This is a genomic window from Shumkonia mesophila (assembly GCF_026163695.1).
Lineage (GTDB): Bacteria > Pseudomonadota > Alphaproteobacteria > Rhodospirillales > Shumkoniaceae > Shumkonia > Shumkonia mesophila.
Map to the genome: position 1 here is coordinate 156,583 of NZ_JAOTID010000011.1, position 24,741 is coordinate 181,323.

Annotated in this window: 21 protein-coding genes and 1 riboswitch; of the genes, 18 read left to right on the forward strand and 3 right to left on the reverse strand. The window is 66.5% G+C overall.

Annotated features, from left to right (window positions below):
- The first annotated feature begins 150 nt into the window (after nt 1–150).
- Nucleotides 151–1,101: an FAD-dependent thymidylate synthase gene (gene thyX, locus ODR01_RS17650; protein ID WP_316979010.1), complete on the forward strand. Its 951-nt coding sequence runs from the start codon at nt 151–153 to the stop codon at nt 1,099–1,101.
- 149 nt (nt 1,102–1,250) lie between these two features.
- On the opposite strand, the gene thiC is transcribed toward thyX, so the two are convergent.
- On the reverse strand, nt 1,251–3,047 hold the full coding sequence (thiC, locus tag ODR01_RS17655; RefSeq protein ID WP_316979011.1) for a phosphomethylpyrimidine synthase ThiC: 1,797 nt from the start codon (nt 3,045–3,047) through the stop codon (nt 1,251–1,253).
- A 79-nt stretch (nt 3,048–3,126) separates the two neighbouring features.
- A riboswitch (TPP riboswitch) is annotated at nt 3,127–3,238 on the reverse strand.
- Between the two features lie 118 nt (nt 3,239–3,356).
- Here thiC and ODR01_RS17660 point away from each other — a divergent pair.
- From ODR01_RS17660 to nadC, 3 genes are all read left to right on the forward strand, one after another.
- Nucleotides 3,357–4,376 carry an NUDIX hydrolase gene (locus tag ODR01_RS17660; protein ID WP_316979012.1) on the forward strand — a complete coding sequence of 340 codons (1,020 nt, stop codon included), beginning with the start codon at nt 3,357–3,359 and terminating at the stop codon, nt 4,374–4,376.
- Nucleotides 4,377–4,501: 125 nt separating this feature from the next.
- The gene (gene nadA, locus ODR01_RS17665; protein ID WP_316979013.1) at nt 4,502–5,500 is read left to right on the forward strand and encodes a quinolinate synthase NadA; all 999 of its coding nucleotides are present in this window, start codon (nt 4,502–4,504) and stop codon (nt 5,498–5,500) included.
- A complete protein-coding gene (gene nadC, locus ODR01_RS17670) occupies nt 5,500–6,357 on the forward strand; it encodes a carboxylating nicotinate-nucleotide diphosphorylase (protein WP_316979031.1) in 858 nt (285 codons plus the stop codon). Before nadA ends, nadC begins: the two co-directional genes overlap by 1 nt.
- A 70-nt stretch (nt 6,358–6,427) precedes the next feature.
- On the opposite strand, the gene ODR01_RS17675 is transcribed toward nadC, so the two are convergent.
- A complete protein-coding gene (locus ODR01_RS17675) occupies nt 6,428–7,558 on the reverse strand; it encodes an Mrp/NBP35 family ATP-binding protein (protein WP_316979014.1) in 1,131 nt (376 codons plus the stop codon).
- 189 nt (nt 7,559–7,747) lie between these two features.
- Between ODR01_RS17675 and hflK the strand changes: the two genes are divergently transcribed.
- The 10 genes from hflK to ilvC all read left to right on the forward strand — a co-directional run bounded on the left by hflK (nt 7,748) and on the right by ilvC (nt 19,285).
- Nucleotides 7,748–8,863 (forward strand): FtsH protease activity modulator HflK, encoded by a 1,116-nt coding sequence (gene hflK / locus ODR01_RS17680; protein WP_316979015.1) that lies wholly within the window; start codon nt 7,748–7,750, stop codon nt 8,861–8,863.
- A gap of 2 nt (nt 8,864–8,865) precedes the next feature.
- Complete coding sequence (gene hflC, locus ODR01_RS17685; protein WP_316979016.1) at nt 8,866–9,753, forward strand: protease modulator HflC; 888 nt, start codon at nt 8,866–8,868, stop codon at nt 9,751–9,753.
- A 69-nt stretch (nt 9,754–9,822) separates the two neighbouring features.
- The gene (locus ODR01_RS17690) at nt 9,823–10,008 is read left to right on the forward strand and encodes a DUF2065 domain-containing protein (protein ID WP_316979017.1); all 186 of its coding nucleotides are present in this window, start codon (nt 9,823–9,825) and stop codon (nt 10,006–10,008) included.
- 181 nt (nt 10,009–10,189) lie between these two features.
- Nucleotides 10,190–11,716, forward strand: coding sequence for a DegQ family serine endoprotease (locus tag ODR01_RS17695; RefSeq protein ID WP_316979032.1), 1,527 nt, complete (start codon nt 10,190–10,192; stop codon nt 11,714–11,716).
- 200 nt (nt 11,717–11,916) lie between these two features.
- Complete coding sequence (locus tag ODR01_RS17700; protein WP_316979018.1) at nt 11,917–13,284, forward strand: TrpB-like pyridoxal phosphate-dependent enzyme; 1,368 nt, start codon at nt 11,917–11,919, stop codon at nt 13,282–13,284.
- Nucleotides 13,285–13,402: 118 nt separating this feature from the next.
- Nucleotides 13,403–14,653, forward strand: a complete 1,251-nt coding sequence (locus tag ODR01_RS17705) for a DUF1015 domain-containing protein (protein WP_394356846.1) — start codon at nt 13,403–13,405, stop codon at nt 14,651–14,653.
- A gap of 42 nt (nt 14,654–14,695) precedes the next feature.
- Nucleotides 14,696–15,652, forward strand: a complete 957-nt coding sequence (gene miaA / locus ODR01_RS17710) for a tRNA (adenosine(37)-N6)-dimethylallyltransferase MiaA (RefSeq protein WP_316979020.1) — start codon at nt 14,696–14,698, stop codon at nt 15,650–15,652.
- A 110-nt stretch (nt 15,653–15,762) separates the two neighbouring features.
- Complete coding sequence (ilvB, locus tag ODR01_RS17715) at nt 15,763–17,523, forward strand: biosynthetic-type acetolactate synthase large subunit (RefSeq protein ID WP_316979021.1); 1,761 nt, start codon at nt 15,763–15,765, stop codon at nt 17,521–17,523.
- Between the two features lie 169 nt (nt 17,524–17,692).
- A complete protein-coding gene (gene ilvN / locus ODR01_RS17720) occupies nt 17,693–18,208 on the forward strand; it encodes an acetolactate synthase small subunit (protein ID WP_316979022.1) in 516 nt (171 codons plus the stop codon).
- A gap of 12 nt (nt 18,209–18,220) precedes the next feature.
- Nucleotides 18,221–19,285: a ketol-acid reductoisomerase gene (ilvC, locus tag ODR01_RS17725; RefSeq protein ID WP_394356847.1), complete on the forward strand. Its 1,065-nt coding sequence runs from the start codon at nt 18,221–18,223 to the stop codon at nt 19,283–19,285.
- Nucleotides 19,286–19,398: 113 nt separating this feature from the next.
- Here the strand turns inward: ilvC and ODR01_RS17730 are convergent, their stop codons facing one another.
- Nucleotides 19,399–19,950: a sugar O-acetyltransferase gene (locus ODR01_RS17730; protein WP_316979024.1), complete on the reverse strand. Its 552-nt coding sequence runs from the start codon at nt 19,948–19,950 to the stop codon at nt 19,399–19,401.
- A gap of 456 nt (nt 19,951–20,406) precedes the next feature.
- On the opposite strand from ODR01_RS17730, the gene ODR01_RS17735 reads away from it, so the two are divergent.
- The 4 genes from ODR01_RS17735 to mreD all read left to right on the forward strand — a co-directional run bounded on the left by ODR01_RS17735 (nt 20,407) and on the right by mreD (nt 24,614).
- Nucleotides 20,407–21,963 (forward strand): 2-isopropylmalate synthase, encoded by a 1,557-nt coding sequence (locus ODR01_RS17735; protein ID WP_316979025.1) that lies wholly within the window; start codon nt 20,407–20,409, stop codon nt 21,961–21,963.
- A gap of 97 nt (nt 21,964–22,060) precedes the next feature.
- A complete protein-coding gene (locus ODR01_RS17740; protein WP_316979026.1) occupies nt 22,061–23,101 on the forward strand; it encodes a rod shape-determining protein in 1,041 nt (346 codons plus the stop codon).
- Nucleotides 23,102–23,223: 122 nt separating this feature from the next.
- Entirely contained in the window at nt 23,224–24,093 is an 870-nt protein-coding gene (mreC, locus tag ODR01_RS17745; protein WP_316979027.1) for a rod shape-determining protein MreC, read from the forward strand.
- A 5-nt stretch (nt 24,094–24,098) separates the two neighbouring features.
- Nucleotides 24,099–24,614, forward strand: a complete 516-nt coding sequence (gene mreD, locus ODR01_RS17750; protein ID WP_316979028.1) for a rod shape-determining protein MreD — start codon at nt 24,099–24,101, stop codon at nt 24,612–24,614.
- Nucleotides 24,615–24,741: the final 127 nt, after the last annotated feature.

Here is a 24,741-nt window from a genome sequence, read left to right on the forward strand (position 1 = left end):
TGAAAGGTGATGAGCGGTTTTCGTGCCGGGGAGGGCGCCGGGGCGGCCGCTTTTTCGATTCGGGGTATTCGCCAGGGGGCGGCTTCAAGGCCTTTCCGCTGCCGGTGCGAATGGCTAAAGTGGCGCCGCCAGCCTGAAGGAGAGACGAGAATGAGCCTGACGCCGGACCAGCGGGCCGAAATCGACGAAGCGCGTGCCCAGCAGGGGCAAACCCGCCGCCCCACCGTGCCGGCGCTGGAGGAGATCCTCTACGAGCCGTTGGCGGTGCTCGACCACGGGTTCGTGCGCGTCATCGACTACATGGGCGACGACGCCGCCATCGTGCAGGCGGCGCGGGTTTCCTATGGCAAGGGCACCCGCAAGGCCAGGGACGACGCCGGTCTGGTGCGCTATCTGATGCGCCACCGCCATACGACGCCATTCGAAATGTGCGAGATCAAATACCACGTCAAGCTGCCGATCTTCGTGGCCCGGCAGTGGATTCGCCACCGCACCGCCAACGTCAACGAGTACTCGGCGCGCTATTCGATCATGGATCGCGAGTACTACATCCCGGCGCCGGCCCAACTGGGCGCCCAGTCGAGCGCCAACCGCCAGGGCCGCGGCGACGTTCTGGAGGGCGAGGAGGCGGCCGCCGTGCTGCGCGTCCTCAAGGAGGACGCCGAGCGCTGCCATACCGACTACGAGGCGATGTTGAACGAGGACGCCGAGGGCAACCCGCGCGATCCGAAACGCAAGGGGCTGGCCCGCGAGCTGGCCCGCATGAACCTGACGCTCAACACCTATACCCAGTGGTACTGGAAGATCGACCTCCACAACCTGCTGCACTTCCTGAGCCTCCGGGCCGACTCCCATGCCCAGTACGAGATCCGCGTCTATGCCGATGCCATGCTGGATACGGTCAAACGCTGGGTGCCGGTCACCTACGACGCCTTCGTCAACTACGGGATGGGCGGCGCCCAGATTTCGGCGGCGGGGCTCGCCGTCGTCCGCCGCCTGCTGGCCGGGGAATCGGTGACCCAGGCCGAAAGCGGCATGAGCGGCCGGGAATGGCGCGAACTGATGGCGGTCCTGGGACGGGAAGAACCCAGCCGCGGCTAATATGAAATTCCCTCTCCGCCCCAGTGGGGCGGAGAGGGTAGGGAGAGGTGGGGGCGCCGCAATCCCGCTGGGCCCACCTCACCCTCCCACGCCCATGGCGTGGGCCCCACCCTCTCCCCCCTCAAAGGGCGGAGAGGGAAGGATTGGATTCAAGCCCGCGGCGAAGGGGCTTCTCTAGCGTCGACGTACATTTCCGAGCCCATTTCGCGGAAGGTTTCCGCCATTCTCGCCAGGCCCTGCTCCCTGTCGTTGAGAAGGGCGGCGGCGTCGCGCACGTCCTGGCTGATCTTCATCGAGCAGAACTTCGGCCCGCACATGGAACAGAAATGCGCGCTCTTGTGGGCCTCGCGCGGCATCGTCTCGTCGTGGAAGGTCCTGGCCGTGTCGGGGTCGAGCGACAGGTTGAACTGGTCCTCCCAGCGGAAATCGAAGCGGGCGCGGGACAGCGCATCGTCCCTGGCCTGCGCCGCCGGATGGCCCTTGGCGAGGTCGGCGGCGTGGGCGGCGATCTTATAGGCGATCATGCCCTGCTTGACGTCGTCGCGGTCGGGCAGGCCGAGATGCTCCTTGGGCGTCACGTAGCACAGCATGGCGGTGCCGAACCAGCCGATCATGGCGGCGCCGATGGCCGACGTGATGTGGTCGTAGCCCGGCGCGATGTCGGTGACCAGCGGCCCCAGGGTATAGAACGGGGCCTCGTGGCAGACCTGCATCTGGCGCTCGACGTTGACCTTGATCTTGTGCATGGGCACGTGGCCGGGCCCCTCGATCATCACCTGGCAGCCCTTGTCCCAGGCGGCGGGGGTCAGTTCGCCCAGCGTTTCCAGCTCGGCGAACTGGGCGGCGTCGTTGGCATCGGCGATGGAGCCGGGGCGCAGGCCGTCGCCCAGCGAGAACGAAACGTCGTAGCGGCGCATGATGTCGCAGATGTCGCCGAACCGCTCGTAGAGGAAGTTTTCCTTGTGGTGGTGCAGGCACCACTTGGCGAGGATCGAGCCGCCGCGCGACACGATGCCGGTGACCCGATCGGCGGTCAGGTGGATGTGGCCCAGCCGGACCCCGGCATGGATGGTGAAGTAATCCACCCCCTGTTCGCACTGCTCGATCAGGGTGTCCTTGAAGACCTCCCAGTCCAGTTTCTCGGCGATGCCGCCGACCTTTTCCAGGGCCTGGTAGATCGGCACCGTGCCGATCGGCACCGGGCTGTTGCGCAGAATCCATTCGCGGGTGGCGTGGATGTCGCGCCCGGTCGACAGATCCATGACGGTATCGGCCCCCCAGCGGATGGCCCACACCATCTTTTCGACCTCCTCCTCGACCGAGGACACCACCGCCGAATTGCCGATGTTGGCGTTGACCTTGACCAGGAAGTTGCGCCCGATGATGACGGGTTCCAGCTCGGCGTGGTTGATATTGGCGGGAATGATGGCGCGCCCGGCGGCGACCTCCTGGCGCACGAACTCCGGCGTGATGAGGGCGGATGCGGCTTCGTCGCCAAGGGTCTCGCGCGTCGCCACGAAGACCATCTCGGGGGTGACGATGCCGGCCCGCGCCGCCTCCAGTTGGGTCAGGGGCGCGCCGCCGTCGCCGCGGCGGGGCCGATGGGCGACGGAAAAGGCGGGGGCCCGCTCGTTGCCGCCGTTGTCGGCCGGAATGATCGGCCGGCCGTCATACCGGTCGATCCCGGCGCGGCCGGCGAACCAGGCGTCGCGTGGCCGCGGCAGGCCGAGGGCGACGTCGATCGGCTGGGCGGGATCGGTATAGGGGCCGGACGTGTCATAGACGCGCACGGGCGGTTCGGCGGCATCCGAAAGGGCGATTTCGCGGAACGGTACCCTGAGGCTGGGCGCTTCGGGCGGCGAGACGTAGACCTTACGGGAAGCGGGAAGGGGGGTGGTCGTTACCCCGGGTGCCGGCGTCTTGGCGCCGGCTGGTGGCGTGCTCATGGGGGATCTCCCGGTTGGCGGTGGCGTTGGGGGAATCCGCAATGCCGCCGGGAAAAGGCTCACGCGCAAACTGTGGGGGGCGCATCTGTGGCTCCGATTCCTACGCCGGCATTACCCGGATCAGGTTCAAAGGGTTCGGCGTCGGCTTGGACGCCATCTCAGCCCCTCGCGGGGCACCCCTGGAAACGCCTTTGAGGCTATAAGGATCGGGCGGGGCTTTCAAGGCCGTTGTCCATGCCCAAGCGGAATTGTCGCCAATGCCCTCCGTCTTGATGTAATTTGCCCTGGGTTTCCGGCGGAAGGAAGGGCATGGCGACGCAGCAAACGGCCCTGGGGTTGTCGGCGGTCACGGTCGCGGTCACCAACGAGGTGCCGCGCGTGTTGGCGGTGCGGCGCATGACCCACGAGCTGGCCACGCCGGTGCAGCGCGGCGGCCTGCCGGTGGGCGGTGAATCCGCGCTTGCCCTGCCCTTCGGCCCCTTCCAGCCGGAACGCCACCGCACCCTGGAACTGGGCCTGCGGCTGTGGGTCGAGGAACTGACCGGGCTCAAGCTGCGCTATGTCGAGCAGCTTTACACCTTTGGCGACCGCTTTCGCGATCCGCGCGAGACGGCCGGCGGGCCGCGCGTGGTCTCGGTCGGCTATCTGGCGCTGGTCCACGAGGCGCCGCTGACCGGCACCGGAGAGGCCGAGTGGTGCGACTGGTACGATTTTTTCCCCTGGGAGGACTGGCGCAAGGGCCGTCCGTCCGTCATCGAGGGCATTGTCCGGCCGCGACTGGACGCCTGGGTATTTCTGGCTGCCGACGATTGGGAACGCCGGGCCCGGGCCGGCCGCGTGGCGCAATGTTTCGGCGTCGACGAGCAGTGGGACATCGAACGGACGCTGGACCGCTATGAGCTTCTCTACGAGGCGAGGCTGATTCCCGAGGCGGCGCAGGACGGCTGCGTGGCCGATCCGCCGCCCGTCGACGAGGAGGCCGCGCGCTTCCTCGGACGGCCGATGGCGCTCGACAACCGGCGCATCCTCGCCACCGCCATGGGCCGCCTGCGCGGCAAGCTTCGGTATCGTCCGCTGGTTTTCGACCTGCTGGCGCCCAGCTTCACCTTGCTGCAGTTGCAGCGGGTGGTCGAGGCGTTGTCGGGCAAACGCCTGCACAAGCAGAATTTCCGCCGGCTGCTGCAGGCGGGCGGCCTGGTCGAACCGACCGGCCAGCTCGAAGCCGCCGGCCGAGGCCGGCCGGCCGAGTTGTTCCGGTTCCGCCGCGAGGTCCTGCACGAGCGGGTGGCGCCCGGCGTCGGCATCCCCACGGTGCGGGTCGGCGGCTGACCCTTTCCTCCCGGTAACGACACCGGCCTCCCAGAATCCTTCTTGACTCTCAATTATGCTCAAATGTAGCATAACATATATACTCTTGATGAGCATAATATCCCCCGGAAATGGAGGGTCATGTGATGCCCGATACCGGATTTGCGCCTGCCGTGCGGGTGGCGACCCAGCCGATCTTCGAGCGCCTGAAGCGCGTCGTCCCCGAGGCGGAGTGGCTGTTTCACGCCCCGCTGATCGCCCGCATCAACGCATTGAAGGAAAGCCGCAACGCCGTCATCCTGGCGCACAATTACCAGACGCCCGAAATCTTCCACGGCGTGGCCGACATCGTCGGCGATTCGCTGGCCCTGGCCCGGCAGGCGACGGAGTGCGACGCCGAGGTGATCGTGCTGGCCGGCGTCCATTTCATGGCCGAAACGGCCAAGCTGCTCAACCCGGACAAAACCGTGCTCATTCCCGATCTGGGCGCCGGCTGTTCGCTGGCGTCCTCGATCACCGGCGCCGACGTCCGCGCGCTTCGCCGCCGTTATCCAGGCGTTCCGGTCGTCTCCTACGTCAATACCTCGGTCGAGGTGAAGGCGGAAACCGACGTCTGCTGCACGTCCTCGAACGCGCTTGGGATCGTCGAGGCGCTGGGTGTGCCCCGCGTCATTTTCCTGCCCGACGAATACCTGGCCAAGCACGTCGCCCGCCAGACCGAGGTCGAGATCATCCCCTGGCACGGCCACTGCGAGGTCCACGAACGCTTCACCGGGGCCGAGATCGAAGGGTTCCGCCGGGGTTTCGCGGGTCTCGCCGTGCTGGCCCATCCCGAGTGCCCGCCCGACGTGCTGGACGCCGCCGATTATGTCGGCTCCACCCAGCAGATGATCGATTATGTGGAGGAGCGCCGGCCGGCCCGGGTGCTGCTGGTCACCGAGTGTTCGATGAGCGACAACGTGGCCGCCGCGCACCCCGACATCGAATTCGTGCGCCCCTGCAACCTGTGCCCGCACATGAAGCGGATCACGCTGGGGAACATCCTGACCGCGCTCGAAACCCTTCGTCCCGCCGTCGAGATCGCCCCCGAACTGGCCGAACCGGCCCGCCGGGCGGTGGCCCGCATGCTGGAGCTGAGCCGATGATGCCCCACTGCGCCCTTCATGCGGTGCAGTACGAGCCGATCGTCCGCCGCGCCCTGGAAGAGGACCTGGGCCGGGCCGGCGATCTCACCACCGATGCCCTCGTCGATCCGCAAAGCCACGCCGTCGCCCACATCGTCGCCCGCGAGGCCGGGCGCGTCGCCGGGCTGGCGCCGGCGCTCTCGGCATTCTCGATGCTCGATGGCACGCTGGCCATCCGCTGTCCCGTCGCCGACGGCGCCGCCGTCGAGGCGGCGACCGTGTTGGCCACCCTGACCGGCCCGGCCAGGGCCATCCTTTCGGCCGAGCGGGTGGCGCTCAACCTGCTGGGCCGCATGTGCGGCATCGCCACCGCCACGGCGCGCGCCATGGCGGCCTGCAAGGGGACCGAGGCGACGGTGGTGTGCACGCGCAAGACGGCCCCGGGGCTGCGCATGCTCGACAAGTACGCGGTCAGGATGGGCGGCGGCGGCAACCACCGCTTCGGGCTCGACGACGGCATCCTGATCAAGGACAACCACATCGCCGCCGTCGGCGGCATCGACACCGCCTTGGCGCGGGTCAAGGAACGGGCCGGCCACATGGTCAAGGTCGAGATCGAGGTCGACACCCTGGATCAGTTGGACCGGGTGCTGGCCCTGGGCGGCGTCGACGCCGTGCTCCTCGACAACATGTCGCCCGACACGATGCGCGAGGCGGTGCGCCGCGTCGGCGGGCGTTTTCTGACCGAGGCGTCGGGCGGCATCACGCCCGAGCGCATCGCGGCGGTGGCGGCGGCGGGGGTGGACCTCATTTCGCTGGGCTGGCTTACTCATTCGGTAAAGAACTTCGACGTCGCTCTGGATTTCCAATACCGTTGAGGGCGGCGGAAACAGAGCGGGCCGCCCCCCGGAGGGCGGCCCGCCTGTACGGCCGACGGAAAGACGCCTACTACTGCACGAGAATACGGGGCGCCGCCCGTTCGCGCTCGGCCAGTTCCGCCTCCACCTTGACCCACACCTTGTCGGCGATGTCGAGATACGCCTTGGCGTGCGGCGAGGCGGGATCGGAAACGACGATCGGGTTGCCGCCGTCCGAGGTTTCGCGGATGACGATGTCGAGCGGCACCTCGCCCAGGCAGTCGACGCCCAACAGCTCGGCCTCGGCCCTGGCGCCGCCGTGACTGAAGATGTCGGTGCGCTCGCCGCAATGCGGGCAGGCGAAGTAGCTCATGTTCTCGACGATGCCCAGGACCGGCACGTTGACCTTGCGGAACATGTTGAGGCCCTTCCTGGCGTCGGCGAGCGCGATGTCCTGCGGCGTCGAGACGATCACCGCGCCGATCAGCGGCACCCTTTGGGCCATGGTCAGCTGGGCGTCGCCGGTTCCGGGCGGCATGTCAACCACCATGATGTCGAGCGGGCTCCAGCGCACGTCCTTCATCATCTGCTCCAGCGCGCTCATCACCATCGGACCGCGCCAGATGATCGGCATCTCCTCCTCGACCAGGAAGCCGATCGACATGCACTCCACGCCGTGGTTGCGCATGGGGTTGATCGAACGGCCGTCGCTGGAGGTCGGCTGGCCCTTGATGCCGAGCATGCGCGGAATCGACGGTCCATAGATATCGGCGTCGAGAACGCCGACCTTGAGCCCGCGGACGGCCAATGCCAGGGCGAGGTTGACGGCGGTCGTCGACTTGCCGACGCCGCCCTTGCCCGAGGCGACGGCGACGATGGCGCGCACCTGCGGCAGCAGCGGTTCGTCCTGGTGGCCGTGACCATGGCCGTGGTCATGGGCGTGCGGGGCCGGCTTCGGCTCCGCCGCCGCCTGGCGTTCGGCCGTCAGCACGACGGTGGCGGTCAAGACGCCGGGCAGGGCGTGGACGGTCTGTTCGGCTTTCTTGCGAAGCGGCTCCAGGCGGGGGCCGCGCTCGGGCTCGACCTGAAGGGCAAAGGCGACGTGGCCCTGCTTGACCTGCAGGCCGCTGACCATGCCAAGAGAGACGATATCCTGGTTCTTTTCCTCGTCGACGACCCCGGAAAGGGCCTCCAGCACTTGTTGTTCGCTGATTTGGGCCATGCTTGAAAACTCCGCCAATGACTTCGATATCCCGGCGAAGCTGGCCGCTTGACATTGCGTGGCCGGCCGGGCAGTCCTATAACCTAACGGGTAACCAAAGAGACAATGCGGTAGATATACGAAGCCGCCTGTCAAAACACAAAGCCCAATTCCCTCTCATCCAGGACCACGAGAAAGGAACGCACCGATATGGCATGGAATCCACAGGGTGGTGGCCCTTGGGGCGGCGGCGGCCAGGGCCCGTGGGGGCGTGGACCCTCCGGACCGCGACCGCCGGACTTCGAAGACCTCATTCGGCGTAGCCAGGATCGGTTCAAGCAGTTCCTGCCGGGCGGGATGGGGGCTGGCAAGGGGTTGGTCGTCGCCGTTATCGCGGTTTTGGCCCTGTGGATGGGGACCGGCATCTATCGCGTCCAGCCGGCCGAGCAGGGCGTCGAAATGCTGTTCGGCAAGTGGCAGCAGACCACCGGCCCGGGGCTGCACTGGTGGCCACCGGCGCCGATCGGCGAGGTGATGACGCCCGAGGTGACGCGCGTCAACCGCGTCGAAGTCGGCTTCCGGGAGGGTGGCACCGGCCAGCGGGGCGGCGTGCTGCGCGCCGTGCCCCAGGAAAGCCTGATGCTGACCGGCGACGAGAACATCATCGACGTCCAGGCGGCGGTGTTCTGGTACGTCAAGGATGCCGGGCAATTCCTGTTCAACCTCCGCAACCAGGAAGCGACGGTCAAGGACGCCTCCGAGGCGGCGTTGCGCGAGATCGTCGGCAAGAACGAGTTCGAGTACGCCCGCACCCAGGGCCGCGTGCAGATCGAAAAGGACGCGCAGGATCTGATCCAGCGCATCCTCGATTGGTACGGTTCGGGCATCCAGGTGCAGCAGGTGCAGCTCCAGAAGATCGATCCGCCGGGCAAGGTGCTCGACGCCTTCCGCGACGTCCAGGCGGCGCGCGCCGACAAGGAACGAGCGGTCAACGAGGCGACGGCCTATCTCAACGAGGTCGTGCAGCGGGCCGAGGGCGAATCGCAGAGGATCATCAAGGACGCCGAAGGCTACCGCGAGCAGAAGATCGCACTGGCCACCGGCGAGGCGCAGCGCTTCCTGTCGGTCTACGAGCAGTACCTCAAGGAAAAGAACGTCACCACGCGGCGCATCTATCTCGAAACCATGCGTACGATCATGGCCGGGATGGACAAGGTGCTCATCGACAGCCGGGTGGGAGGTAGCGGCGTCGTTCCCTATCTGCCGCTCGACGCCCTGACCGGCCGCGGCGCCGGCACCCCCAGCACGACGACGGGAGGGAAGTGATCATGCGTGGACCGCTTTTAATCCTCGGTATCGTCGTCATCGTCCTTGGGTTCCTGGGCTTTTCGTCCATGTTCACCGTGCGTCAGGACGAGCAGGCCCTGGTCCTGCAGTTCGGCGAACCGATCCGCACCGTGACGGCGCCCGGCCTTCACTTCAAGTACCCCCTGCTTCAGAACGTCGCCAAGTTCGACAAGCGGGTACTCGATTTCGATGCCGAGGCCGAAGAAGTGCCGACCCGCGACCAGAAGCAACTGGTGGTGAACGCCTTCGCCCGCTATCGCATCATCGACCCGCTGCTGTTTTTCCAGACCGTCAACAACGAGTTCGGGATGCGCCAGCGGTTGGGCAACGTCATCAACGCCAATCTGCGTGCCGTCTTCGGCGAGGCCGAACTGGCCCGTCTGTTGACCGAGGAACGCGCCAAGCTGATCCAGGTGATCGCCAAACGAACCCACGATCAGGGCCGGTCGTTCGGCATCGACGTCCTCGACGTGCGCATCAAGCGCGTCGACCTGCCCGAGGAGAACAGCCAGTCCATCTTCCGCCGCATGCAGTCCCAGCGCGAGCAGGAGGCCCGCAAGATCAGGGCCGAGGGCGATGCCGATTCGCGGCGCATCAAGGCCGAAGCCGACAAGCAGCGGACCATCATCGTCGCCAACGCCAACCGGCAGTCCGAAATCCTGCGCGGCGAGGGCGAGGCCGAGGCCCAGCGCACCTACAACGATGCCTATGGCCGGGACGAGACGTTCTTCGACTTCTGGGTGTCGATGGACGCGATGCGTCTGGGCCTGACGGGTGAAAACACCCGCTACGTCGGGCCGCCGGACAACGAGTTCTTCCGCTTCTTCGGCGGACTGCCCGGTCAAGGGGTCGAGCAGCCGGCCAAGTAGCCGGGAGCCAACAAGCAGAGACGGGGGCGCTGGGTGAAACCAGCGCCCTTTCGTCGAGGCGGAGGAAGAATGTCCGATCTGATCACCGCCGTCGGCTTGGCGATGGCCATCGAGGGACTGCTCTATGCGCTGTTTCCCGACGGTATGAAGGCGGCCATGGCCAAGCTGCAGACCCAGCCGTCCTCGCACCTCCGTACGGCGGGTCTGGTGGCCGCCGTCGTCGGTGTGGGCGTGGTCTGGCTGGTCCGTGGATAGGGGCGCGGGAACGGCGATGAATGGCCCGGAAAATGCCATATTTCAGGGGCACAAGGATTCCGCCCGGGGGCCGGCCGACGGGTTGAAAGGCCGCAGCCCCGGGATTAGATCAAACACAGACCTTTTCCCGATCTTTGCGTATAGTTGATTCATTCGTTGGGCGATGGAGATGGCCGAAGTGATGCGTTCCCGTATTCATGATGTCCGGTCCCGGCGCGATGCGCGCGTCGTTGCGGTGGCGCGCCGTCAGGACGGCGGCCGGGCGTTGGCGTGGTTCCTGGCCGCCGCCGTGGCGTTGGCGCTGATGGCGGCCTCGGTGGCCGCCCAGGCGAAGACGATGCCCGGCAGCTTTTCCGACCTGGCCGAAAAGCTGTTGCCGGCGGTGGTCAACGTTTCGACCACCCAGACCCTTCGGGGGCGGAGCGGTCCCGAGCTTCCGCAACTGCCGCCGGGGTCGCCGTTCGAGGAGTTCTTCAAGGAATTCTTCGATCGCAACCAGCCCCAACAGCAGCGCAAGGCAACCTCGCTGGGCTCGGGTTTCATCATCGATTCGGCCGGCTACGTGGTGACCAACAACCACGTGATCCAGGACGCCGAGGAGATCACGGTCATCCTGCAGGACGACACGCAACTGCCGGCCGAACTGATCGGGCACGACCCGAAGACCGACCTCGCGGTTCTCAAGGTGAAGTCCGACCGCCAGCTCCCCGCCGTCAAGTTCGGCGATTCCGACTCGCTTCGCGTCGGCGACTGGGTGCTGGCCATCGGCAATCCGTTCGGCCTCGGCGGCACGGTGACGGCGGGCATCATTTCGGCCCGCGGGCGCGACATCAATACCGGCCCCTACGACGACTTCCTGCAGACCGACGCTTCTATCAACCGCGGCAATTCGGGCGGCCCGATGTTCAATCTGGAGGGCGAGGTGGTCGGCATCAACACCGCCATCTTCTCGCCATCGGGGGGCAGCATCGGCATCGGCTTCGCCATTCCCAGCGCCATGGCGATGCCGGTCGTCAAGCAGTTGATTGCCACCGGCACCGTGAAGCGCGGCTGGCTTGGCGTCCACATCCAGACGGTGACCGACGAGATCGCCGAGACGCTGGGTCTCAAGGAAACCCGCGGTGCGCTGGTCGCCAGCGTCATCAAGGACGGTCCGGCCGAGGTCGGCAAGATCCAGGCGGGCGACGTCATCTTGCAGTTCGACGGCAAGGACGTGACGCAGATGCGCCGCCTGCCGCGCATCGTCGCCGAAACGGCGGTCGGCCAGACCGTCGACGTGGTGCTGTGGCGCAACAACAAGCGGATGTCGGTCAAGGTGAAGGTGGGCGAGCTGGAGGCCGGCGAGGCGCAGATGGCGGCGCGCCCGCAGGATGGCGGCACCGCCGGCCAGCCGGGGCAGGACAAGAAGATCGATCCTCTCGGGTTGACCGTTGCCGCCGTCAACGACACGCTGCGTCAGCGTTTCGATCTGGCGGCCGACGCCAAGGGCGTGGTCGTCGTCGGCGTCGACGAGGGTGGCCCCGCGGCCGAGAAGGGCATCCGGCCGGGCGACCTCATCGTCGAGGTCAGCCAGGAGGACGCCAGTTCGCCGGGGCAGGTCGCCGACTTGGTGGAGACGGCCAAGAAAAGCGGCCGCAAATCGGTGCTTCTGCTGATCGAGGGGCAGGGCCGCCTGCGCTTCGAGGCGGTGCGCATCGTCCAGGGCTGATCCGCCCTTTCGGCGGCACGTGGAACCGGGGCGTCGTCCGACAGGGCGGCGCCCCTTCGCTTTTGGTGGGGTTCTTGCCACCGATGAACACCGATGAAGGCGAAGACAATTCGCCACAGTGCCGGTAGAAATTAGCCGTCAGGCGGGCTACAAATCGAGCCCGCGCCGCAACCGGCCGATCAAGAAAACAGGGGGGACCCGTGACCGAAACGACCAAGTTCTTTCTCGCGGAAGAGCGCATTCCGAAGTTCTGGTACAACATCGCCGCCGACCTGCCCGAGCCGTTGCCGGCGGGGCTGCACCCGGGGACCCACAAGCCGCTGACGCCCGACGATCTGGCACCCCTGTTCCCCATGGCCGTAATCGCCCAGGAGGTCAGCACCGAGCGCGAGATCGAGATTCCCGCCCCGGTCAGGGAAATCTATCGCCTGTGGCGGCCGTCGCCCTTGGTGCGCGCCCGGCGCCTGGAGAAGGCGTTGGATACGCCCGCCCGCATCTATTTCAAGAACGAGGGCGTCAGCCCGGCCGGCAGCCACAAGCCGAACACGGCGGTGGCCCAGGCCTTCTACAACAAGGAAGAGGGCGTCAAGCGGCTGACCACCGAAACCGGCGCCGGCCAATGGGGGTCCTCGCTGGCCTTCGCCGGTTCGCTGTTCGGCCTCGAGGTCGACGTCTACATGGTCAAGGTCAGCTATTTCCAGAAGCCTTACCGGCGGGCCCTGATGGAGGCCTATGGCGCCCGCTGCGTGCCCAGCCCCAGCACCGAAACCGAATCGGGCCGCCGCGCGCTTGCCGAAAATCCCGATACCACCGGCAGCCTGGGCATCGCCATTTCCGAGGCGGTCGAGATGGCGGCCCGGCGCGACGACACCAAGTACGCGCTGGGCAGCGTGCTCAACCACGTGATGACCCATCAGACGGTGATCGGGCTGGAGGCCATCGAGCAGTTCGCCATGGCCGGCGACTATCCCGACGTCGTCATTGCCTGCGCCGGCGGCGGCAGCAACTTCGCCGGCACCGCCTTCCCCTTCATCGGCCGCAAGCTCAGGGGGGGCGAAGACATCCGCGCCGTCGCCGTCGAGCCCAAGGCCTGCCCGACCCTGACGCGGGGCCGCTATGCCTACGACTTCGGCGACACCGCCGGCCTGACGCCGTTGCTCAAGATGATGACGCTGGGTTCCACCTTTATGCCGGCCGGCATCCATGCCGGCGGCCTGCGCTACCACGGCATGGCGCCGCAGGTCAGCCATCTGGCCCATCTCGGCCTGATCGAACCGCGCGCCTATCACCAGAAGGAATGCTTTGCCGCCGGCGTCCAGTTCGCCCGCACCGAAGGGATCATTCCGGCGCCGGAATCCACCCATGCCGTGCGGGGCGCCATCGACGAGGCCCTGAAGTGCAAGGAAGAGGGCGTGGCCCGTACCATCTTCTTCAACCTGTCGGGCCACGGCCATTTCGACATGCAGGCCTACATGGACTATTTCGCCGGCAAGCTCGAGGATCACGAACACGACGCCGAGGCCCTCAAGCGCTCGATGCTCGGGTTGCCGTCGGTCGTCGAGGCCTGACGCCGGGCTGAAAGCGTACCGCCCAAGGTTTACAAGCGGCGGGTGTTGTTATATCGGTGACGCGCCGTCGGTGGCGGGGTAACCCCGCTGCCGCGGCGCGGCGTCTCTTCAGTCAAGGATGGACACGGTGAACCTTTCCCTGCTTCGGCCCTTCCCCGCCCTGCGTCCCGCCCCCGGCCGCGCCGCCGAGGTGGCGGCGCCGCCCTACGACGTCTTGGATTCCAACGAGGCGCGGGCGATGGCGGCCGGCCGGCCGTGGAGCTTCCTTCATGTGTCCAAGCCCGAGATCGACCTCGATCCCGGCATCGATGTCTATTCGGCCCCGGTCTACGCCAAGGCCGCCGCCAATTTCGCCCGCATGATCAAGGATGGCGTGCTGGTCCGGGACCAGGCGCCCTGCTTCTACGTCTACCGCCTTACCATGGGCGATTACGTGCAGACCGGCGTCGTAGGCGGCGCTTCGATCGCCGCCTATGAGAGCGGACGCATCCGCCGCCATGAATTGACCCGTCCCTCGAAAGAAGACGACCGCGTGCACCAGGTCGAGGCGGTCGGCGCCCATACCGGCCCGGTCATGATCGCGCACAGGCCCGATGCCGCCATCAAGGCCATCCTTGCCGATCAGGCGAAGGGCGCGCCCGCGTGTTCGGTGGATCTGGCCGGCGTTACCCATACCCTGTGGGTGGTGTCCGACGTCCAGGCCGTGGCGGCGCTGCGGAAGGCTTTCGACGGTCTCGATGCCCTTTACATCGCCGACGGCCACCACCGCTCCAACGCTGCCGTCCGGGTCGCCAAGGCCAGGCGGACCGCCGGCGGAACGGCGCCCGACGCCTGGCATGAATCCTTCCTGACGGTGGTCTTCGCGGCCGACGAGATGCGCATCCTCGACTACAACCGCGTGGTTCGCGACCTCAACGGCCTCGATGCCGCGACGTTGCTGCGGCGGGTCGAGGAGCACTTCACCGTCGAACCGTCGCAGGGCGAAGCCAAGCCCCGGCGCCGGCGCGAATTCGGCATGTACGTGGGCGGCCTCTGGTATCGGCTGACCGTGCGCGACGAACCGAAGGCAGGCGGCGACGCGGTGGCCAGCCTCGACATCAGCCTGCTGACCGAGCGCCTGCTTTCCCCGGTGCTCGGCATCGGCGATCCCAGGGTCGACCCGCGCATCGACTTTGTCGGCGGCATTCGGGGGCTTGGCGAACTGGCCAGGCGCGTGGATGGCGGCGAGATGGCGGTGGCCTTCGCCGTCCATCCGACGTCGATGGAAGACCTGATGGCGGTCAGCGACGCCGGCCAGATCATGCCGCCGAAATCCACCTGGTTCGAGCCCAAGCTGGCCGACGGCCTGGTGTCTTTGATGCTCGACTGACGACGGCAAGCGCGCCGCCGTCCGGAGCGGAGGACGGAAGCCATGGAAACGTCCGATCGGCGGCCCATCGTCGTTATCGCCGGGCCGACCGCCAGCGGCAAGTCCAAGGCCGCGATGGATGTCGCCGAGGCGTTTAACGGCGCCATCGTCAACGCCGATTCCATGCAGGTCTACCGCGAGCTTCGGGTGCTGACGGCGCGCCCCGGCCTCGACGAGATCTGCCGCGTTCCCCATTTTCTCTATGGCGTGCTGCCGGCGGCCGAGGTGTGTTCGGCCGGTCGTTGGCTGGAAATGGCCGCCGCCGCCATCGCGGAGGTGCGGGCCATGGGGCGGTTGCCGGTGGTGGTGGGCGGCACCGGCTTCTACCTGCGGGCCCTGATGGAAGGGCTGTCGCCCATCCCCGAGGTCCCGGAGGCCGCCCGCACCGAGGCCAGGCGGCTGCACGGCGAACTGGGCCCGGACGCCTTTCGCGCCCGCTTGGCCGGGGTCGATCCCGAGGCGGCGGAGCGCCTGCCGGCAGGCGACACCCAGCGCCTGATCCGCGCCTACGAGGTGGCTGTCGGCACCGGCCGCCGGCTTACCGACTGGCAGGCCGAGGAAACGGCCGGCCCGGCGGTGCCCGGATGGTTTGCCAGCATCGTCCTGGTACCGCCGCGGGACGCGCTTTATGCTGCTGTCGATGCCCGCTTCCTTCGCATGATGGAACGGGGCGCGCTGGACGAGGTCAAGGCCCTGCTGGCCCTTGGGCTCGATCCCGAACTGCCGGCGATGAAGGCGGTGGGCGTGCGCGAACTGGCCGCCGTGCTCAAGGGCGAAACGGAGCTGCTCCGCGCCGTCGAGGAGGCCCGCCGGGCGACCCGCCATTACGCCAAGCGGCAGTTCACCTGGCTGCGCCATCAGCTGGTCGGCTCGATGGTCATTCCCGCGCAATATTCAGAAAGTCATAAGTCAGAAATGTTTTCATTTATTCGTCAATTTGTGTTGACCACGCAATCTTAAAGGGGTAGTTTGCGCCTCTCGTGACGGGTCCGGCCGGGTGGGGCGCTCGACGTCTTGGTGCGCCCGCGGGCCGGATTTTCGTCGACGCCGTTCGTGGAAGGAGAGAGACCATGCCAAAGGAACAGTACGCCGGAGCGGAGATCGTCTTGAAAGTCCTGCAGGACCAAGACGTCGACGTTGTGTTCGGGTACCCCGGCGGCGTAACCCTTCCGCTTTATGACGTGCTCTACAAGCAGAACCGCCTGCGCCACATTCTGCCCCGTCACGAGCAGGCGGCGGTACACGCGGCCGAAGGCTATGCCCGAAGCACCGGCAAGGTCGGCGTCGTCCTGGTGACCTCGGGCCCGGGCGCCACCAACACGGTCACGGGGCTGACCGACGCCCTGATGGACAGCATCCCGGTCGTCTGCATCACCGGCCAGGTGCCGACCAGCCTGATCGGCAACGACGCCTTCCAGGAGGCCGACACCACCGGCATCACGCGGTCCTGCACCAAGCACAATTACCTGGTGCGCCACGTCGACGACCTGGCGCGCACCCTGCACGAGGCCTTCTTCGTGGCGCAGAACGGCCGCCCCGGCCCGGTGGTGGTCGACCTGCCCAAGGATGTCATCCTGGCGCGCGGCGAGTATGTCCCGCTGGAGGCGGCGCGTCCGCGCAGCTACAAGCCCAAGGTCAAGGGCGACGTCAAGGCCATCCGCGAGGCGGTCAAGTTGATGGCGGCGGCCAAGCGGCCGATCCTTTACGTCGGCGGCGGCGTCATCAATTCGGGGCCGGCGGCCTCGCAACTGCTGACCGAACTGGCCCACATCACCGGCTTTCCGGTCACGCTCACCCTGATGGGCCTGGGGGCGATGCCGGCCTCCGACAAGCAGTATCTCGGCATGCCCGGGATGCACGGCACCTACGAAGCCAACATGGCGATGCACGACTGCGACGTCATGGTCAATATCGGCGCCCGCTTCGACGACCGGGTGACCGGCCGGCTGGCCGATTTCGCGCCCGACGCCAAGAAGATCCACATCGACATCGATCCCTCCTCGATCAACAAGAACGTGCTGGTCGAGGTGCCCATCGTCGGCGACGCCGGGCATGTTCTCGAAGACCTCATCAAGGTGTGGAAGTCGAGCCAGGTGGCGCCCGACGCCAAGGCGCTGGACGCTTGGTGGAAGCAGATTGCCAAGTGGCGGACCAAGAAGTGCCTGGCGTATCGCAAGAACGGCAAGGTCGCCAAGCCGCAGTACGCGGTGGATCGGCTGTTCCAGGCGGTCAAGGACAACAGGGACGTCTTCGTCGCCACCGACGTCGGCCAGCACCAGATGTGGGCGGCCCAGTACATCCACTTCGACAAGCCGAACCGCTGGATGACCTCGGGCGGGCTGGGCACCATGGGCTACGGCCTGCCGGCGGCGATGGGCGCCCAGATCGGCAATCCCAACGGCCTGGTGGTGTGCGTGACGTCCGAGTGCTCGTTTTTGATGAACGTGCAGGAACTGGCCACGCTGGCCCAGTACAAGCTGCCGGTGAAGATCCTCCATCTGTCCAACGGCAGCATGGGGATGGTCCGCCAGTGGCAGGAAATGTTCTATGACAACCGCCTGTCGCAGAGCGTCATGGAAGCCATTCCCGACTGGGTCAAGCTGGCCGACGCCTTCGGCATCAAGGGCCTGCGGGCCGAGACGGCGGGCGAGGTCGACGGCGCCATCAAGGCGATGCTGGCGCACGACGGCCCGGTCCTGCTCGACGTCGTCGTCGACCCGACGGAAAACGTCTATCCGATGATTCCCTCCGGGGCCGCCCATCACGAGATGATCCTCGGGCCGACTGACGCCGAGTCCACCGAATCGGGCAGCGACGTCGTACTCGCTTGAGGCTGGCCCCCGCGCCGGCCAGCGGCTAATCTTCCCCGCCGGGAAGGAACGCCGCTGGCACGCGGGGGAAGCCGACCGTTTCCATGACCGGCCAGCCGGCCGGTCGTCACGCGCTTCGCGATAAATTCAGGGTCGATTGCCGACCCGCACAGTACCTGGGGCCATGTCCATGATCGCATCCAACGGGGAAATGACGTCTCACACCATCGCCGTTCTGGTCGAGAACGAACCGGGAGTCCTGGCCCGCGTCATCGGGCTTTTTTCCGGGCGCGGCTACAACATCGAAAGCCTGACCGTGGCCGAGGTGAACGAGAAGGAAAACCTGTCGCGCATCACCATCGTCACCTCGGGTACCGAGATGATTATCGAGCAGATCAAGGCGCAGCTCCAACGGCTGGTGCCGGTCCACAAGGTCATCGACCTGACGCTGGAGGGCGACCACGTAGAGCGCGAGATGGCGCTGGTCAAGGTGCGCGGCACCGGCGACAAGCGGGTGGAGAGCCTGCGCATTGCCGACATCTTCCGCGCCCACGTGGTGGACAGCACCAACGAATCCTTCGTCTTCGAGATCGTCGGCGCGGCCAGCAAGCTCGACGCCTTCATCCGCCTGATGGAGCCGCTGGGCCTGGTCGATATTTCGCGGACTGGAACGGTGGCCATTGCCCGCGGTCTCTCCGCCATGTAAGGAAAGCGCCGATTGTCCGGCGACAAAGAAGTCCATTCGTTTGAGAGGATGTCAAAAATGCGCGTGTTTTACGATCGGGATGCCGACGTCAGTCTGATCAAATCCAAGAAGGTCGCCGTCGTCGGCTACGGCAGCCAGGGCCATGCCCACGCCCAGAACCTGCGCGATTCCGGGGTGAAGGACGTGGTGGTCGCGCTGCGCAAGAGCAGCGGCAGCGTGAAGAAGGCCGAGGGCGCCGGCTTCAAGGTGATGAGCCCGGCCGAGGCCGCCAAATGGGCCGACGTCATGATGGTGCTGACCCCCGACGAGGGGCAGGCCCAGCTCTATGCCGAGGAGCTTGGCCCCAACATGAAGGCGGGCGCCGCCCTGGCCTTTGCCCATGGCCTCAACATCCACTTCCGCCTGATCGAGCCGCGCGCCGACATCGACGTCTTTATGATCGCGCCGAAGGGCCCCGGCCACACCGTGCGCTCCGAATACGTGCGCGGCGCCGGGGTGCCCTGCCTGATCGCGGTCGAGCAGGATGCCTCGGGCAGCGCCCACGAGGTGGGCCTGTCCTACGCCTGCGCCATCGGCGGCGGCCGCTCGGGCATCATCGAGACGACCTTCCGCGAGGAATGCGAGACCGATCTGTTCGGCGAGCAGGCGGTGCTGTGCGGCGGCCTGACCAGCCTGATCGTCGCCGGCTACGAGACCCTGGTCGAGGCCGGCTACGCCCCCGAAATGGCCTATTTCGAGTGCCTGCACGAGGTCAAGCTGATCGTCGACCTGATCTACGAGGGCGGCATCGCCAACATGCGCTATTCGGTGTCCAACACCGCCGAATACGGCGACTACGTCAGCGGCCCGCGCCTCATCGACGCCACCGTCAAGGCGCGCATGAAGGACGTGCTGACCGACATCCAGTCGGGTACGTTCGTCAAGGAATGGATGACCGAGAACAAGGTCGGCCAGCCCGCCTTCAAGGCGATGCGCCGGCGCAACGCCGAGCATCCGATCGAAAAGGTCGGCGAGAAACTGCGCGGCATGATGCCGTGGATCGCCGCCAACCGCCTGGTCGACAAGTCGAAGAACTAGCGGTTTCGGTACCGGGGAGGGAATCTTCTCCCGGTCCCGGCTGGGATTGGCGCCCGCGCCATGGTCGGTCAAGAGCCGACCGGCGCGGGCGTCATCGTTTGAAGCCTGCGGACTCAGGGGCGCACGCGGGCCGGGTTGCCAAACGCGGTTGCGCCCGCCGGCACATCGCGGGTCACCACGCTGCCGGCCCCGATCAGGGCGTCGTCGCCGATGGTGACACCGGGCAGGATGATGGCGCCGCCCCCGATCCACACGTTTCGTCCGATGCGGATCGGCCGGCCGAACTCCAAGCCCGATGCCCGGCCGGCTGCGTCGCGCGGGTGGTCGGCCGCCAGGATCTGCACTCCCGGCCCGATCTGCGTTCGATCGCCGATGGTGACGGCGACGACGTCGAGGATGACGCAATTGAAATTGAGGAAGACGCCGGCACCGAGGCTGATGTTGAAGCCGTAGTCGCAATGAAAAGGCGGCCGGATGACTGCGCCATTGCCGACGAAAGCCAGGCGCTCGGCCAGCAAGCGGCGCCGCTCGTCGGCCGATAGCGCGAGGGCGGCATTGTAGCGGGCCAGCCACGCGTGATTGGCTGTTAAGTCGGCCTGAAGCTCGGTATCGCCGGCGTCGTAAAGCTCGCCGGCCAGCATCTTTTCCTTTTCGGTCCGCGCCATTGCCCGGTTGCCCCTTCTCGTGGCCTGTTCACCGCCTCCGATCAAAGCAGACGTGATCCCGCCACGCAAACCAGAACCATAAGCGTCACCAAACTCCAGCCATCCCATCGGCCACGGCGACTGTCTGGAGTCGTTCCATTGAAAAATTGTATTAACACCGACTCGCCGGCTGTGGTATAGCTGATGACCCGGCCTGTGAAGGCTGTGGTTTTTTATGTATGCGGAGCGAACCCGTGCCAACCGGCAAGGACAGCATCGTTCGGATGACGAAGGCGGACCGCCAGGGTCCCGCCGCCGAGCGTTTGCCCGCCCGCCTGTCCCTGAATCTCCTCGCGCTAAACGGCCTGCTGCGACTTATTCGCCCCTGAGCGTCGCTGTCACCGGGGTGACAAGCGTTCAGGGGAGAAGACCAAGTCGAACGACTCTGCTTAACCTGTCGCAGAAAGGCTTTTTCCGATGAGTACCCAGCGAGAACCCAACCACGTCGTCATCTTCGACACCACCTTGCGCGACGGCGAGCAATCGCCCGGCGCCTCGATGAACCTCGACGAGAAACTGCGTATCGCGCAGCTGCTCGAGGAAATGGGCGTCGACATCATCGAGGCCGGCTTTCCCATCGCCTCGGAGGGCGACTTCAAGGCCGTCCACGGGATTTCCAAGGTGGTGACCCGCTCGGTGGTGTGCGGGCTGGCGCGGGCCACCCGCGCCGACATCGAGCGCGCCGCCGAGGCCATCAAGCCGGCCCAGCGCGGCCGCATCCACACCTTTATCTCGACCAGCCCGCTGCACATGAAGCATAAGCTGCAGATGGAGCCCGAACAGGTCTATCAGGCGGTGATCGACAGCGTGAAACACGCCCGCCGGTTCACCGACGACGTCGAATGGTCGTGCGAGGACGGCTCGCGCACCGAGCACGACTTCATGTGCCGCTGCGTCGAGGCGGCGATCGCTTCGGGCGCCACCACCATCAACATCCCCGACACCGTCGGCTACGCCATGCCCGACGAATTCGGGGCGTTGATCGCCATGCTGTTCAACCGGGTGCCCAACATCGACAAGGCGATCATCTCGGTGCATTGCCACAACGACCTGGGCCTCGCGGTGGCCAATTCGCTGGCGGCGGTCAAGGCCGGGGCGCGGCAGGTGGAATGCACCGTCAACGGCCTGGGCGAGCGGGCCGGCAACGCCGCCATGGAAGAGATCGTCATGGCGCTGAAGACCCGCCAGAACACCATGCCCTATTCGACCAGCGTGGTGACCGAGCATATCGTCAAGGCTTCGCGCCTGGTGTCCACCATCACCGGCTTCGTCGTGCAGCCCAACAAGGCGATCGTCGGGGCCAACGCCTTCGCCCATGAATCGGGCATCCACCAGGACGGCATGCTGAAGAACGCCCAGACCTACGAGATCATGACCCCGGAATCGGTCGGCCTGAGCAAATCCAACCTGGTGTTGGGCAAGCATTCCGGCCGCCACGCCTTCCGCGAGAAGTTGAAGGAACTGGGCTACGATCTCGGCGACAACGCCATCCAGAGCGCCTTCAAGCGCTTCAAGGACCTGGCCGACGTCAAGAAGGAGATCTTCGACGACGACCTCGTCGCCCTCGTCGACGACGAGGTGGTGCGCACCAACGACCGCCTGCGCCTCGTTTCCATGGAAATCCTCTGCGGTACCGTGCATCGGCCGCCCAAGGCATCCCTCGAGATGGAGATCGATGGCCAGCTCCACGAATGCTCGGCCACCGGCGACGGCCCCGTCGACGCCGCCTTCAACTGCGTGAAACAGCTGTTCCCGCATCGGGCGCGCCTGCAGCTCTATCAGGTGCAGGCGGTGACGCACGGCACCGACGCGCAGGCCGAAGTGACGGTGCGCCTGGCCGAGGAAGGCAAGACGGTGAACGGCCAGGGCGCCGACACCGACACCATGGTGGCCTCGGTCAAGGCGTATCTGAACGCCTTGAACAAGCTGCTCGTGAAAAGGGAGAAAACGGAGCCGGTGGCGGTTTCGGTCTAGCAGCGGCCGTAGGCGTCGATTATAACTGTGTCCCGACGGTGCCGGGCCCGGAGGCCCGGTGCCGGTCGGGCTAGTTATTTGCGCTGTGCGAGGACCTATGTTTTCCAGTCTGTTTGGCTTCCTGTCGGCCGACATGGCCATCGATCTGGGGACGGCCAATACCCTTGTCTACGTCAAGGGCAAGGGCATCGTCCTCAACGAGCCGTCCGTGGTCGCGCTGCAGGATGTGAAGGGCAAGAAGCAGGTCCTCGCGGTCGGCGAGGAAGCCAAGATGATGCTGGGCCGCACGCCCGGCAACGTCACTGCCATTCGGCCGCTGCGCGACGGCGTCATCGCCGACTTCGAAGTGGCCGAGGAGATGATCAAGTACTTCATCCGCAAGGTCCACAACCGGCGCAGCTTCGCCAGCCCCTTGGTCGTCGTTTGCGTGCCGTCGGGCTCCACCGCGGTGGAGCGCCGGGCCATCCAGGAATCGGCGGAAAGCGCCGGCGCGCGGAAGGTGTTCCTGATCGAGGAGCCGATGGCGGCGGCGATCGGCGCCGGGCTGCCGGTCACCGAGCCGACCGGCTCGCTGGTCGTCGATATCGGCGGCGGCACCACCGAGGTGGCGGTCCTTTCGCTGGGCGGCATCGTTTACGCCAGGAGCGTGCGCGTCGGCGGCGACAAGATGGACGAGGCCATCATTTCCTACATCCGGCGCAACCACAACCTGCTGGTCGGCGAAGGCAGCGCGGAGCGCATCAAGGAAACCATCGGATCGGCCTGTCCGCCCGAGGACGGCGAGGGCCGCACCATGGAGATCAAGGGCCGCGACCTGATGAACGGCGTGCCCAAGGAACTGATCATGACCGAGGCGCAGATCGCCGAAAGTCTGGCCGAGCCGGTGGGCGCGATCATCGAGACGGTCAAGGTCGCGCTCGAACACACGGCGCCCGAACTGGCCGCCGACATCGTGGACAAGGGCATCGTGCTGACCGGCGGCGGCGCGTTGCTGGGCAATATGGATTATGTGCTTAGGCACGCCACCGGCCTGCCGGTGTCGATCGCCGACGATCCGCTGACCTGCGTGGCGCGGGGGACCGGGCGTGCCCTGGAAGAGATCAAGCGGCTCAAGAACGTTCTGATGACGATGTACTAGACAGCAGCACCCCCTCGGTGCCCCCGCGTAAAGTATATCTTAATCATTTCGTGGGCATGTCTTGAACGATTGCTGGCCGAAGACTTGATCCCGCCGGCAATCTGGCATTGAGGGACGCCGAGTTGAACGACAAGTCGCGGCCGGTTCATCGTGTCGCCGCTCCTATCCGGAGCCTCCAACGCTTTGCCTATCTCGGCCTGGTGGTGGCGGCCTTCGGGTTGATGATGCTTGGCAAGGCCGACGTCGTGGTTGTCGAGCGGTTCCGAGCCCAGATCACCGATACCGTGGCGCCGCTTCTCGATGCCGTGTCCCGGCCGGTGGCGACGGTGAACGATGTCGTCGCCGAGGCACGGGAGATGATCAACCTCCGCGCCGAGAACACCCAACTGCGCAAGGAGCGGGACCGCCTGCTCCAGTGGGAAGCGGCGGGGCGTCGCCTGGAGGCCGAGAACGTCGCCCTGCAACGGCTGCTGAATTTCATTCCGCACGAGGCGCGTGGCTTCATCTCGGCCCGCGTCATCGCCGACACCGGCGGCGCCTTCGCCCACAGCCTGGTGTTGAACGCCGGCGCCGACGACGAAGTCAGGCGCGGCCAGGCGGTGGTGTCGGGAGACGGCTTGGTCGGCCGGGTGGTTGGCGTCGGCGCCCGGTCGTCGCGCATTCTGTTGCTGACCGACCTCAACTCGCGGATCCCGGTGGTGACCGAACAGTCGAGGGTTCGCGCCGTGCTGGCCGGCAACAACACCAGCCAGCCGGTTCTCGGTCATCTGCCGCCCAACGACACGGTGACGGTGGGCGAGCGCGTGGTGACCTCGGGACACGGCGGGGTATTCCCGCCGGGTCTGCCGGTCGGCGTCATCGTTTCGGTCGGCGACAGCGGCGCCGTCGTCCAGCCGCTGGTGGCGACGGATCGCCTCGAATATGTGCGGGTTATCGACTACGGATTGGATCAGGGCGTACTTCAACCCCAGGGCACGACCGCCAAGGACTAATACACATGAAACCGTCCTTTTGGTTCCGGCTCGATCTGTGGGCGCGCCGGTTGACGCCGGTCGGGCTGACCCTGTTGCTGCTCATCGTCAACATCATTCCCTTCCAGGTGCCCGGCTTCGCCCGGGTGGTGCCGCTGTTCGCCCTGATCGCCGTGCACCACTGGGCGACCTATCAGCCCGAACTGATGCCGGCCTACGCGGTGTTCGCCGTCGGCGTCCTTCAGGACATGCTGTCGGGCGTTCCCCTGGGCCTCAACACCCTGGTGTTCCTGGCCGTCTATGGCGCGGTGGTCTGGCAGCGCCGCTTCTTCGTGGGCAAGTCGTTCGCCATCACGTGGCTGGGTTTCGCCGTGGTCGGGGCGGGGGCGATGGTCGCGAGCTGGATCCTGATGTCGGCCTTCCACCTGACCCTGGTCGATCCCCGGGCCTTGCTCTACCAGTATCTGCTGACCCTGGGTTTCTTCCCGTTGCTGGCCTGGGGGTTCCTGCGCTGGCAGCAGGCCTTCCTGAAGGCGGATTGACATGCACCGCGACCAGGATCGTCAGAGACTGTTCACCCGCCGCATGGCCCTGCTGGGCGGCGGCAAGGCCCTGCTGCTGTCGGCCCTGGTCGGGCGCATGTACTATCTTCAGGTGATCGAGGCCGAC

Bases quoted from the DNA above. Each gene is read 5' to 3' on its own strand.
- ilvB (WP_316979021.1), top strand. From the start codon at position 15,763: ATGCCAAAGGAACAGTACGCCGGAGCGGAGATCGTCTTGAAAGTCCTG.
- ODR01_RS17675 (WP_316979014.1), bottom strand. From the start codon at position 7,558: ATGGCCCAAATCAGCGAACAACAAGTGCTGGAGGCCCTTTCCGGGGTC.
- thyX (WP_316979010.1), top strand. From the start codon at position 151: ATGAGCCTGACGCCGGACCAGCGGGCCGAAATCGACGAAGCGCGTGCC.
- nadA (WP_316979013.1), top strand. From the start codon at position 4,502: ATGCCCGATACCGGATTTGCGCCTGCCGTGCGGGTGGCGACCCAGCCG.
- mreD (WP_316979028.1), top strand. From the start codon at position 24,099: ATGAAACCGTCCTTTTGGTTCCGGCTCGATCTGTGGGCGCGCCGGTTG.
- ODR01_RS17695 (WP_316979032.1), top strand. From the start codon at position 10,190: ATGCGTTCCCGTATTCATGATGTCCGGTCCCGGCGCGATGCGCGCGTC.
- miaA (WP_316979020.1), top strand. From the start codon at position 14,696: ATGGAAACGTCCGATCGGCGGCCCATCGTCGTTATCGCCGGGCCGACC.
- ODR01_RS17690 (WP_316979017.1), top strand. From the start codon at position 9,823: ATGTCCGATCTGATCACCGCCGTCGGCTTGGCGATGGCCATCGAGGGA.
- hflK (WP_316979015.1), top strand. From the start codon at position 7,748: ATGGCATGGAATCCACAGGGTGGTGGCCCTTGGGGCGGCGGCGGCCAG.
- ODR01_RS17730 (WP_316979024.1), bottom strand. From the start codon at position 19,950: ATGGCGCGGACCGAAAAGGAAAAGATGCTGGCCGGCGAGCTTTACGAC.
- thiC (WP_316979011.1), bottom strand. From the start codon at position 3,047: ATGAGCACGCCACCAGCCGGCGCCAAGACGCCGGCACCCGGGGTAACG.
- ODR01_RS17740 (WP_316979026.1), top strand. From the start codon at position 22,061: ATGTTTTCCAGTCTGTTTGGCTTCCTGTCGGCCGACATGGCCATCGAT.
- ODR01_RS17735 (WP_316979025.1), top strand. From the start codon at position 20,407: ATGAGTACCCAGCGAGAACCCAACCACGTCGTCATCTTCGACACCACC.
- ODR01_RS17660 (WP_316979012.1), top strand. From the start codon at position 3,357: ATGGCGACGCAGCAAACGGCCCTGGGGTTGTCGGCGGTCACGGTCGCG.
- hflC (WP_316979016.1), top strand. From the start codon at position 8,866: ATGCGTGGACCGCTTTTAATCCTCGGTATCGTCGTCATCGTCCTTGGG.
- ODR01_RS17705 (WP_394356846.1), top strand. From the start codon at position 13,403: ATGGACACGGTGAACCTTTCCCTGCTTCGGCCCTTCCCCGCCCTGCGT.
- ilvN (WP_316979022.1), top strand. From the start codon at position 17,693: ATGATCGCATCCAACGGGGAAATGACGTCTCACACCATCGCCGTTCTG.
- nadC (WP_316979031.1), top strand. From the start codon at position 5,500: ATGCCCCACTGCGCCCTTCATGCGGTGCAGTACGAGCCGATCGTCCGC.